The organism is Actinomycetospora sp. (assembly GCF_055612215.1).
This window is the reverse complement of sequence record NZ_JBVPVA010000463.1, coordinates 1-11393: the sequence shown is the minus strand read 5'-3', so window position 1 is coordinate 11393 and position 11393 is coordinate 1. Positions and strand designations below refer to the sequence as shown.

The following is an 11393-nucleotide window of genomic DNA, read 5'->3' as shown; positions in this document are numbered from 1 at the left end:
CGGCCCGGCCGCTGACCCACGACCTCCTCAAGGACGTCCTGGGGGCCCTGGACCGGCGGCTCGAGCAGGTCCGGATCACCGACCTGCAGGAAGGCACGTTCTACGCGGAGCTCGTCTTCGACGGCGACGTCCGGGTCTCGGCTCGGCCGAGCGACTCGGTGGCCCTCGCGCTGCGCGTCGGCGTGCCGATCCACGCCGAGGAGGGCGTGCTCTCCGAGGCCGGGCTCGTCATCCCCGACGAGCAGGAGGACGAGGTCGAGAAGTTCCGCGAGTTCCTCGACACCGTCTCGCCCGAGGACTTCGCGGGGACGTGAACCGACCCCCGTATCGTCGAACCCTGAAGTTCAGGTACAGAGTTGGCCGCGCGTCGCGTTGACCCCCGTCGACACCCCTCGTACGGTCGTCTGACCAGGGCCCGAGACGGACTCTGACGGTGCGAGGAGGCAGGCGTGGCGGGAGCCGGTGAGCGGCCCGGAGCCGGGAGGGCGGCCGACGCCGTGGTCCCGGCGAGCCAGGGTTCGTCGCCCCACGACCCGTCGACCGAGGACGCGGTGCTCCAGCCGCTCGGGCCCGCGGGGGAGCAGGGGTCGCTGTTCCCGGACGACCTGTTCGGGGAGAGCCTGCACGACGAGGTCCTCGGGTACCGCGGGCCGGCCGCCTGCCAGATCGTCGGGATCACCTACCGGCAGCTGGACTACTGGGCGCGCACCAAGCTCGTCGTGCCCAGCATCCGCACCGCGACCGGATCCGGCTCGCAGCGGCTGTACTCCTTCAAGGACCTCGCGGTGCTCAAGGTGGTCAAGAACCTCCTCGACACCGGGGTCTCGCTGAACAACATCCGCAGCGCCGTCGAGCAGCTGCGCCGCCACGGGGTGCGCGACCTCGCCCGGATCACGCTCTTCTCCGACGGCGTCACGGTCTACGAGTGCACCTCGCCGGAGGAGGTCGTCGACCTGCTCCAGGGCGGTCAGGGCGTCTTCGGGATCGCGGTCGGCGGAGCGATGCGCGAGCTGTCGGGCTCCATCGCCCACTTCCCGGCCGAGCGGGCCGGGGCCGGTGCCGCGGTCGTCGACCAGGCGCCCGAGGACGAGCTCGCCTCCCGTCGCAACCGCGGGGCGCGCTCCGCGGGCTGAGCCCTCGTGAGGTGACGTCGCCCCTCGTGGGGCTGACACCCGGGGACCACCCCGGTAGCCTGCATGCCGTCGGTCGACGAACCCACGCGGGAGAGACCTGCAGTCAGAAGCCTCTGGACGCAGGCGCCGAAGGAGCAACTCCTCCCCGGAATCTCTCAGGCATCCGGTACCGCGTGGTCGAGACGATCTCTGGAAAGTGGTGCGAACCCCGCCCGGGGTGACCACCCGCCGATGGTGCAAGCCGGCCCGACCCACGTCGGGAGAGGCCCGGTGAAGCTCTCAGGCGCCCGCGCAGGTGGCGGGCAGTGGCAGAGGGGGAGGGACCCGGCGCGTCCGTCGAGGCACGCGTCGGGGTGACCCTGACCGAGTTCGGTCGCGGCCGGGACCCCCGGCCCGCCGGCAGCCACCGGGAGGCCCCGCGTGAGCTCACTGGACCGCCATTCGCTCGCCGCGCTGGAGCACGGCACGCCCTTCACCGAACGCCACATCGGACCCGACGCCGCCGAGCTCGGCCGCATGCTGGAGACGATCGGCGTCGGCTCCCTCGACGAGCTCGCGGACCGGGCGATGCCGACGTCGATCCGGTCCGACCCGGCCGACTGGGACCTCGACCGGGCGCCCGGCAGCGTCGACGCCGCCCCGCCGCCCGCGGCCACCGAGGCGCAGGTCCTCGAGGAGCTGCGCGCCCTCGCCGCGTCGAACACGGTGCTCACCCCGATGCTCGGGCTCGGGTACCACGGCACGATCACCCCACCGGTGATCCGGCGCAACGTGCTCGAGGACCCGGCCTGGTACACCGCCTACACGCCCTACCAGCCCGAGATCTCCCAGGGCCGGCTCGAGGCGCTGCTGAACTTCCAGACCGTGGTGTGCGACCTGACCGGCCTCGACGTCGCCGGCGCCTCCATGCTCGACGAGTCCACCGCGGCCGCCGAGGCGATGCTGTTGCTGCGCCGCGTCGACAAGTCGAAGTCCGACACCTTCCTGGTCGACGCCGACACGCTGCCCCAGACGATCGCGGTGCTGCGGACCCGTGCGGAGTCGCTGAACATCGACATCGAGCTCGTCGACGCCACCTCCGAGCTGCCGAGCCACGACTTCTTCGGCCTGCTGCTGGCCGCCCCCGGTGCCTCGGGTGCGCTGCGCGACCACAGCGGCGTGATCGCCGCCGCGCACGAGCGCGGCGCGCGGGTCGTCGTGGCCTGCGACCTGCTCGCCGCCACGATGGTCACCCCGCCCGGCGAGCAGGGCGCCGACGTCGCCGTCGGGTCCACGCAGCGCTTCGGGGTGCCGCTCGGCTTCGGCGGGCCGCACGCCGGGTTCCTCGCGGTGCGCCAGCAGCTGGCACGCCAGCTGCCCGGCCGCCTCGTCGGGACCTCGATCGACGCCGACGGGCACCCCGCGCACCGGCTCGCCCTGCAGACCCGCGAGCAGCACATCCGCCGCGACAAGGCCACGAGCAACATCTGCACCGCCCAGGTGCTGCTCGCCGTCATCGCCTCGATGTACGCCGTCTACCACGGCCCGGCGGGTCTGCACTCCATCGCGCGGCGCACCCACCGCATGGCCGCCGTGCTCGCGGCCGGGCTGGCGAAGGGCGGCGTGGAGGTCGTCCACCGCGCGTTCTTCGACACCGTGCTGGTGCGCGTGCCCGGGGGCGCGGCGGACGCCGTCGCGACGTGCCGCGAGGCGGGCCTGCTCGTCCGCGAGGTCGACGACGACCACGTCGGCGTCTCGTGCTCGGAGGTCACGACCCGCGCGCACCTCGTCGCGGTGTGGCGGGCTCTCGGGGCGAGCGGAGCGACGGGGAAGGGGTCCGGGGTGGAGGCTCCCGGCGTCCCCGACCTCGACGCCGCCACCGAGGACGCCGTCCCCGCCGCGCTGACGCGGTCGTCGTCGTACCTCACCAACCCGGTCTTCCACCGCCACCGCACCGAGACCGGGCTGCTGCGCTACCTGCGCACGCTCTCGGACAAGGACGTGGCGCTCGACCGCAGCATGATCCCGCTGGGCTCCTGCACGATGAAGCTCAACGCGACCGCGGAGATGGAGCCGATCAGCTACCCCGGGTTCGCGGAGCTCCACCCGTTCGCGCCGGAGTCGGACGCGCCCGGGATGCTGCAGGTGATCCGGGACCTCGAGGCCTGGCTGGTGCACCTCACCGGCTACCACGCGGTCTCGCTGCAGCCCAACGCCGGTTCGCAGGGCGAGCTCGCCGGGCTGCTCGCGATCCGGGCCTACCACCACTCCCGGGGGGACACCGACCGCGACGTCTGCGTCATCCCGTCCTCGGCGCACGGCACCAACGCCGCGTCGGCGATCTCGGCCGGGATGCGTGTCAAGGTCGTGAAGACCACCGAGCGCGGCGACGTCGACGTCGAGGACCTGCACCGCGTGATCGACGAGGTCGGCGACCGGCTCTCCGCGATCATGATCACCTACCCCTCGACGCACGGGGTGTACGAGCCGGGAGTCCGCAAGGTGCTCGCCGCGGTGCACGACGCCGGCGGCCAGGTGTACGTCGACGGCGCCAACCTCAACGCGCTCGTCGGGCTCGCCCGCCCGGGCCGCTTCGGCGCCGACGTCAGCCACCTGAACCTGCACAAGACCTTCTGCATCCCGCACGGCGGGGGCGGGCCCGGCGTCGGGCCGATCGGCGTCGCCGAGCACCTCGCGCCGTTCCTGCCCAACCACCCCGCGCAGCCCTCGGCGGGCCCGTCGACGGGGGTCGGCCCGGTGGCCGGCGCGCCGTGGGGCTCGGCGTCGATCCTGCCGATCTCCTGGGCGTACGTGCGGCTCATGGGCGTCGACGGGCTGCGGCGCGCGACGCTGACCGCGGTGGCGGCCGCGAACTACGTCGCCGCGCGGCTGCGCTCGTCGTTCCCGGTGCTCTACACCGGGGCGGGCGGGTTCGTGGCCCACGAGTGCATCCTCGACCTGCGCCCGCTGACGAAGTCCTCGGGCATCACCGTCGACGACGTCGCCAAGCGGCTCGCCGACTACGGCTTCCACGCCCCGACGATGTCGTTCCCGGTGGCCGGGACGCTCATGGTCGAGCCGACCGAGTCCGAGGACCTCGCCGAGATCGACCGCTTCTGCGAGGCGATGATCGCCATCCGCGCGGAGGCCGCCAAGGTCGAGGCGGGGGAGTGGCCGGCGGACGACAACCCGCTGGTGCACGCTCCGTTCACGGCCCGCTCGGTGACGACCGCGGAGTGGGACCACGCCTACACCCGCGAGGAGGCCGCGTTCCCGGCCGCGGGGCGCCCGGACAAGATCTGGGTGCCGGTGCGTCGGATCGACTCCGCGCACGGCGACCGCCACCTGGTCTGCTCCTGCCCGCCCCTGGAGGAGCTGGCCGACGCCTGAGGCGGCCGAGCCGAGCCGCTTGCTCGTTGATCAACAGCACACCACGCAGGATCTGCGCCGAAGATCCTGCGTGGTGTGCTGATGATCATGCAGGGGCGGGGCGAGCGTTCCGGCGACGGGCGCCCCTCGTCCGTCTATTCGACCGAAGGGGCCCATCGCTTGAGAACCGGCGGCGGCCCCAGGGGCTCAGCAGCTCACGCGGTCCGCGAGCGCGCGCCCGAGCAGGGTCCCCGAGCGCCACGCCGTCTCGACCTTCGGGCTGCCCCAGCCGTCGCCGACGACCGCGACGAGGTCGTCATCGAGGTGGAAGGGCTCGTCGTGGGGGTGCGCCGGGCTCGCGTAGGTCCAGCGGTGGGCGTGGGTCCAGGTCGGGGAACGGTCCAGCCCGAGCAGCGCGCCGACCGCGTCGACGACGGTCGGCACGACGCCGTCGGGGTCCTCGAGGTGCCGGCGCGCCAGGTCCCCGGTGGTGTGCGCGACGAGCACCGGCGCGCGGTCGCCGCGCCGCGCCCCGTCGTCGGCGATCAGCGAGAGGTCGGGGTGGCCGTTGACGAAGGCCGCGGTGAGGTCGCCGGACCAGCACCGCTCGTCGTAGCCGAGCGCCACCGAGATCACCGGCTCCCACTCCTGGTCGGCGACCACCCGGGCGGCCCGCAACGGCGCGGACACCAGCCGGGCGGCCTGCGGGTCGGGCATCGCGAGCACCACCGCGCACGCCGCCTCGCCGTCGACGGCCGGCCCGGGCGTCACCTCGGAGACGGTCCGGCCGGTCTCCACCCGCAGCCCCGCCGCGAGGTCGGCCACCAGGGAGCGCAGACCGCCCGGGGCCGACCAGCGCTGCGGGCCGGGCTTGGGCTCCCACGTGCCGTCCGCGTCGCGCGCCGACAGCGTGTCGGTCCACGGGACGGCGAGGCCGCGCCGGTTCCAGTCGTCGGCGAGCGCCGCGAACCCGTCCGCGGCGGGCTCGTCGGAGCGCGAGACCGTGAAGTAGGCGGCGCCGAGGTCGACCGGGCGCGGCCCGGGGAACGGGCCGGTCCCGCCGCGGGGCAGGTCGGGGCTCGCGAGCCGCCCGCCCACGTGGCGTGCCCGCTCCAGGACCCGGACCGGGACGCCGGCCTCGGTGAGCACCCGGGCGCAGGCGACGCCGCTGATGCCGGCGCCGACCACGACGACGTCGGTGCGGGGAGCGGGCTCGGGGGAGGCGGCCATGCCGGACTGATCCCCCGCCCCGCGCGATCCCACACCGCGCGTGGGGCTCAGGACGTGCCGCGGGCCGCCGAGCGGGCCACGTGGGTGCTGTCGCGGACCGTGCCGACGTACTCCTCGACGAGGTCCTCGAGGGCCACGACGCCGACCGTGGTCCCGTTCCCGTCGACGGCCCGGGCCAGGTGGGAGCCCTCGCGGCGCATCGTCGCGAGCGCCTCGTCGACCGGCGCGTCCACCGAGAGCCGGGGCAGCGCCCGCACGCGCTCGGCGGGCACCACCTCGTCGAGCTCGCCGTCGAGGTCGAGGACGTCCTTGATGTGCAGGTACCCGGCGAGCTCCACGCTCGGCGCCACCCCGGTCCGGCTCGGCCCCAGCGGGTCCGTGCCCGGCTCGAGCGGGTCGGTGTCGAGCCGCGGGTGGGCGTCCGGCGCCTCGGGGGCCTGCACCGGGTAGCGGGAGAACCCGGTGCGGGCCACCGCCTCCTCCACCGCACCGACGGTGGGGTGCGCGGGCAGGACCGTGAGCCGCTCGCGGGGGATCATCACGTCGGCGACGGTGCGCTCGGCGGTGTGCAGGGCCTGGGTCAGGCGGCGGGTCTGCGAGGCGTCGAGCAGCCCCTCGCGGCGGGACTCGGAGACCGCCTCGGCGAGCTCGGAGGGCGTGTAGGCCGACTCCTTCTCGTCGCGCGGCTCCACCCCCAGCAGCTTGAGGACCTGGGCGGCCATCCAGCTGAACAGCCCGATCACCGGGCGCGCCACCTTGCTGAACCAGACCAGGGGCGGCACGAGCCACACCGCGGTGCGCTCCGGCCCGGCGATCGCGATGTTCTTCGGGACCATCTCGCCGATCACGATGTGCAGGACGGTCACGAGCAGCAGCGCGATGACGAACGCGATCGGGTGCACGACCGCGTCCGGGATTCCGAGGGGACCGACGACCTGCTCGAGCAGGTGGGCGACGGCGGGTTCGCCGAGCGCGCCGAGCGCCAGCGAGCAGATCGTGATCCCGAGCTGGGCGGCGGCGAGCATCGTCGAGAGCTGCTCGCTGGCCCGCAGCACCGTTGCCGCGCCGGACGTGCCTGACTCGACCATCGTGTCCAGCCGGTCACGACGCGCGGAGATCACCGCGAACTCGGCGCCGACGAAGAAGGCGTTGAGCAGCAGCAGCCCGAACACCGCAAGGAGGGCGAGCCCGTCGTTCACGGTGCGACCTCCCCGGTGGCGAGCGCGGCCGGGGTCGGCGCGTCCGCCTGGTCCACGGCCTCGATCCGGACGTCGGCGATCCGGCGCCGGTCCATGCGGCTGACCACCAACGTCCGGCCGTCGTGCGTCACCCGGTCGCCGACCGAGGGGATGCGTCCCAGCTCGGCCAGCAGGAATCCGGCGAGCGTCTCGTAGATCTCGGAGTCGGGGAACGACCAGCCCACCAGCTCGGCCAGCTCGTCGGGCCGCAGCGTCCCCGAGACCACCCAGCTGTCGGCCCCGGCGTCGCGGAAGGGTTCGGCCTCGCCGCGGTCGTGCTCGTCGCGGACGTCGCCGACGATCTCCTCGACGAGGTCCTCCAGCGTCACGATGCCGTCCGTGCCGCCGTACTCGTCGACGACGACCGCCAGCTGGAAGCCCGCGCCGCGCAGCCGGTCGAGCAGCTCGTCGCCGTCGAGGGAGTCCGGGACCGTGGTCGGGGTGCGCATCAGGTTGCGGACCAGGGTGCTGCCGCGCCGGGACCGCGGCTCCGCGAACGCCTGCTTGACGTGCACCACCCCGCGCACGTCGTCGAGGTCGCCCTCGACCACCGGGAAGCGGGAGAACCCGGTGCGGATCGCCGCGGCGAGCAGGTCGTCCACGGTGTCGTCGATCGCGAGGGTCTCCACCCGGACCCGCGGGGTCATCAGCTCGTCGGCGGTGCGCTCGCCGACGCGCAGCGCCCGGGTGAGCACCGCCGCGGTCCCCTCGTCGATCGTGCCCTGCTCCGCGCTGGTGGCCACCAGCGACCCGAGCTCCCGGGGCGACCGCGCCGAGCGCAGCTCCTCGGCGGGCTCCACCCCGAGCCGGCGCACGACCCAGTTCGCCGCGCCGTTGAGCCCGGAGATGAACCAGGACAGCGCCCGGGAGAACGCTGCCTGGACGCCGGCCACCGTCCGAGCGGTGCGCAGCGGCGCGGAGATCGCGAGGTTCTGCGGCACCAGCTCGCCGAACACCATCGACAGCGCCGTCGCCAGGATCAGCGCGATCACCGCCGCCGCGCCCGCCGCGGCGCCCTCGGGCAGGCCCACATCGGAGAGCACCGGCGAGATCAGCGTCGCGATCGCCGGCTGGGCCAGGTAGCCGGTGATCAGCGTGGTGATCGTGATCCCGAGCTGGGCCCCGGAGAGCTCGAAGGACAGGTTGCGGTGGGCCTTCGCGACCGCCTTCGCCCGCCGGTCACCGACCTCGGCCGCGTGGTGGTCGACCTGGCTGCGCTCGAGCGTGGTCAGCGAGAACTCGGCCGCGACGAACACGGCCGTGCCGAGTGTGACCGCGACGACCCCGACGAGGCCGAGCACGGAGAGCAGGACGTCCACGGGTGGTCCTCGAGCCCCTCTAGTCCTTCTGCAGACGCGGGGGGAAGCCGCCGGTCGCGATCGGGCCCCAGTGCTCGACGGTCAGCCGGACCAGGCACTTGCCCTGCGTCGCCATCGCGTCCTTGTACTCGTCCCAGTCGGGGTGCTCGCCCGAGATCGACCGGAAGTACTCGCAGAGCGGGTCCAGCGCCTCGGGGAGGTCGAGGACCTCCGCGGTGCCCTCGACGTGGACCCAGGGACCGTCGAAGTCGTCGGAGAGCACGCACATCGCGACCGCGGGGTCCCGCCGGATGTTGTGGACCTTGGCGCGCTCGGGGTAGGTCGAGACCAGCAGGCGGCCCTGCGCGTCGAGCCCCAGCGTCACCGGGGAGGTCTGCTCGCCGCCGTCCTTGCGCCGCGTCACCACGATGGCGTGGTGCCGCGTGCGCAGGAACTCGGTGAGCTCCTCGCGCCCGACCCGGTCGTTCGTCGCCGTCTTCGCCACGGCGCCCAGCCTACGGGCCACCGGCGGCCGGGGTCCTCGCCCCGACCGGTCGCAGGTGATCACTAGGCTGGGGGCGTGACCAGCGACGGGGCGCCGGGTGCGCTCGCCGGACGCGCGGTGGTCGTCGTCGGGGCCTCCTCGGGGATCGGCGCCGCCACCGCCCACGCGGCCGCCGCCGCCGGGGCCCGGGTCGGGGCCCTCGCCCGGCGCGCCGACCGGCTGGACGAGCTCGCCGCGGCGCTGCCGGGCACCGGCCATGCCACCGCGGCCGCCGACGTCACGGACCCCGCGGGCCTCGCCGCCGCGCTCGACGACGTCGTCGCCCGCCTGGCGGCCCCGGTCGCGGGCGTGGTCGCCGCGGCGGGGGTGATGTCGCTGGGGTCCGTGGCCGACACCGACCCCGCGCGCTGGCGGGAACTGCTCGACGTCAACGTCACGGGGCTGCTCGCCACCGCCCGGGCCGCGCTGCCCCACCTGTCCGCGGGCGGGACCCTCGTCGTGGTGTCCTCGATGTCCGGACGGCGGGTCGCCTCGGCCGCCGGCGGGGTGTACGCGGCGAGCAAGCACGCCGCCCACGCCGTCGCCGAGACCCTCCGGCTGGAGGTCGGGCCGCGCGGGGTGAAGGTCACCACCGTCTCGCCCGGTTTCGTGGCCACCGACCTGGTGGCCGACCAGGCCGCCGTCGACGACGACACGGCGCACTTCGCCGAGCGCATGCACGACCAGGGGCTGGCGCCGGAGGACGTCGCGGCCGGCGTCGTGCACGTCCTGGGTCTGCCACCGCACGTGACCGTCGTGGAGTACGCGGTGTCGTCGGTGCGCCAACTGGGATACCGCTGACGTGAGACCGCAGACAGCCGGTGGCGGCCCCGGGGGTTCCCGTGGCCAGAATGTGCGCCCATGAGCGGGTCCCCGTTCGTCGACTTCGACCGCACCTCGTGGGCCGCGCTGCGCGACGAGTCCGGCGACCTCCCCCTGACCGCGGGCGAGCTCGAGGAGCTGCGCTCCCTGGGCGACCCGGTGGACCTCGACGAGGTCCGCGACGTCTACCTGCCCCTCTCGCGGCTGCTGGACCTGCACGTGCGGGCCAACTCCGGCCTGCTGGAGGCCTACCGGACCTTCCTGCGCCAGGACGAGGAGCGCACGCCGTTCGTCGTCGGGATCGCCGGGTCGGTGTCGGTGGGCAAGTCGACCACCGCGCGGCTGCTGCGCCTGCTGCTCGCGCGCTGGCAGGACCACCCCGACGTGGCGCTCGTGACCACCGACGGGTTCCTCTACCCGAACGCCGAGCTCGAGCGCCGCGGGCTCATGGCGCGCAAGGGGTTCCCGGAGTCCTACGACCGGCGGGCGCTGCTGCGCTTCGTCTCCGACGTCAAGGCCGGCAAGCCCGAGGTCACCGCGCCGGTGTACTCCCACCTGGTCTACGACGTGCTCGACGAGCAGCGCTCGGTCGCGCGCCCGGACATCCTCGTGATCGAGGGCCTCAACGTGCTCCAGCCCGCGCCGCAGACGGGGGAGCGGGCCAGCGCCCTCGCGGTCAGCGACCTCATCGACTTCTCGATCTACGTCGACGCCCACCCCGCCGACGTGCGCCGCTGGTACATCGAGCGGTTCCTCGCGCTGCGCGAGACCGCGTTCCGCGACCCGGCGTCGTACTTCCGCCGCTACGCCGAGATGGAGACCGAGGACGCCCGGGCCCGCGCCGCGCAGCTCTGGGACGAGATCAACGGGCCGAACCTGCGGGAGAACATCGCCCCCACGCGCTCCCGCGCCGGGCTCGTCCTGACCAAGGGACCTGATCACTCGGTGCGACGGATCCGGCTGCGCAAGCTCTGAACGCGGCCTCGGTCGGCGGTACCGCGCACCAGGAATCGGGACGAAAGCGACGCGGAACACCGCCCCGGGGGTATGTGCGCAGCCTAAGTAGTGCGACGATGAAGTATGGCTGGTGCGACGTCCTCCCCGGCGGCCCCCTCCGAGCTCGGGCCGCCCGACCTCGACGACCCGATGCTGCCCGCGCGCCTGCGGCTGGCGATCGGGCGGCTGAACCGCCGCATCCGGGTCGACTCCGCCGCGGTGCTGCCCCCGCTGCAGACCTCGGTGCTGGTGACCCTGGAGGAGCACGAGCCGCTGCGCCTCTCCGAGCTGGCGCGCCGGGAGGCGGTCACGCCGCCGACGATGAGCCGGGTGCTCGCCGCGCTCGACGACGCCGGGCTCCTCGTGCGCACGCCCGACCCGCAGGACGCCCGATCAGCGCTGGTCGAGCTCTCCGCCGCGGGCCGCGCGATGATCGAGCAGCTGCGCACCGAGCGGACCGCCGTGCTGGCCGAGCGCCTGGCGCGGCTCGCCCCCGAGCACCGCAGAGCCCTCGCCGCCGCGGTGCCCGCCCTCGAGGCCCTGGTCGCCATGCCCTCGGAGTGACGGCCCTCGGAGTGACGGCCCTCCGGGTGGCGGCCCTCGGACCGAGCCGCCCCCGGGCCGGATCCGGGTTGTCCCGTCCCGGTCGGCCCGGCATGCTCTCCCGTTGCCCCCAGCGGGCGAGGTGCCCCGCGGGGGCGGCGCCGCGCCCCGATCGCCCGACGTCGGGACGAGAGTGAGCTTCGACGACCAGTTCCCCGCGGACGCCGCCCACACCACGGAG

10 protein-coding genes and 1 riboswitch are annotated in these 11393 nt (G+C 74.5%); of the genes, 6 read left to right on the top strand and 4 right to left on the bottom strand.

The window, feature by feature from the left end:
• The 3 genes from AC0CYZ_RS12945 to gcvP all read left to right on the top strand — a co-directional run.
• Positions 1-314, top strand: a 314-nt coding sequence (locus tag AC0CYZ_RS12945) for a bifunctional nuclease family protein (RefSeq protein ID WP_472215890.1), incomplete at its 5' end; no start/stop codon positions are given.
• 237 nt (positions 315-551) lie between these two features.
• Complete coding sequence (locus tag AC0CYZ_RS12940; RefSeq protein ID WP_472215892.1) at positions 552-1133, top strand: MerR family transcriptional regulator; 582 nt, start codon at positions 552-554, stop codon at positions 1131-1133.
• A 77-nt stretch (positions 1134-1210) separates the two neighbouring features.
• Positions 1211-1315, top strand: a riboswitch (glycine riboswitch).
• Between the two features lie 238 nt (positions 1316-1553).
• Positions 1554-4502 carry an aminomethyl-transferring glycine dehydrogenase gene (gene gcvP / locus AC0CYZ_RS12935; RefSeq protein WP_472215888.1) on the top strand — a complete coding sequence of 983 codons (2949 nt, stop codon included), beginning with the start codon at positions 1554-1556 and terminating at the stop codon, positions 4500-4502.
• Positions 4503-4688: 186 nt separating this feature from the next.
• On the opposite strand, the gene AC0CYZ_RS12930 is transcribed toward gcvP, so the two are convergent.
• Genes AC0CYZ_RS12930 through AC0CYZ_RS12915 form a run of 4 tightly spaced genes read right to left on the bottom strand, consistent with a single transcriptional unit; the run spans position 4689 to position 8752 of the window.
• The gene (locus AC0CYZ_RS12930) at positions 4689-5711 is read right to left on the bottom strand and encodes an NAD(P)/FAD-dependent oxidoreductase (RefSeq protein WP_472215886.1); all 1023 of its coding nucleotides are present in this window, start codon (positions 5709-5711) and stop codon (positions 4689-4691) included.
• A 47-nt stretch (positions 5712-5758) separates the two neighbouring features.
• Positions 5759-6910, bottom strand: a complete 1152-nt coding sequence (locus tag AC0CYZ_RS12925) for a hemolysin family protein (RefSeq protein WP_472215884.1) — start codon at positions 6908-6910, stop codon at positions 5759-5761.
• Complete coding sequence (locus AC0CYZ_RS12920; RefSeq protein WP_472215882.1) at positions 6907-8268, bottom strand: hemolysin family protein; 1362 nt, start codon at positions 8266-8268, stop codon at positions 6907-6909. Before AC0CYZ_RS12920 ends, AC0CYZ_RS12925 begins: the two co-directional genes overlap by 4 nt.
• A 19-nt stretch (positions 8269-8287) precedes the next feature.
• On the bottom strand, positions 8288-8752 hold the full coding sequence (locus AC0CYZ_RS12915) for a PPOX class F420-dependent oxidoreductase (RefSeq protein WP_472215880.1): 465 nt from the start codon (positions 8750-8752) through the stop codon (positions 8288-8290).
• A gap of 75 nt (positions 8753-8827) precedes the next feature.
• Here AC0CYZ_RS12915 and AC0CYZ_RS12910 point away from each other — a divergent pair, with 75 nt between their 5' ends.
• From AC0CYZ_RS12910 to AC0CYZ_RS12900, 3 genes are all read left to right on the top strand, one after another.
• Positions 8828-9592 carry an SDR family oxidoreductase gene (locus tag AC0CYZ_RS12910; protein ID WP_472215878.1) on the top strand — a complete coding sequence of 255 codons (765 nt, stop codon included), beginning with the start codon at positions 8828-8830 and terminating at the stop codon, positions 9590-9592.
• A gap of 60 nt (positions 9593-9652) precedes the next feature.
• Positions 9653-10588: a type I pantothenate kinase gene (gene coaA / locus AC0CYZ_RS12905; RefSeq protein ID WP_472215876.1), complete on the top strand. Its 936-nt coding sequence runs from the start codon at positions 9653-9655 to the stop codon at positions 10586-10588.
• A 105-nt stretch (positions 10589-10693) separates the two neighbouring features.
• Complete coding sequence (locus AC0CYZ_RS12900) at positions 10694-11173, top strand: MarR family winged helix-turn-helix transcriptional regulator (protein ID WP_472215874.1); 480 nt, start codon at positions 10694-10696, stop codon at positions 11171-11173.
• The last annotated feature ends 220 nt before the right edge of the window (positions 11174-11393 follow it).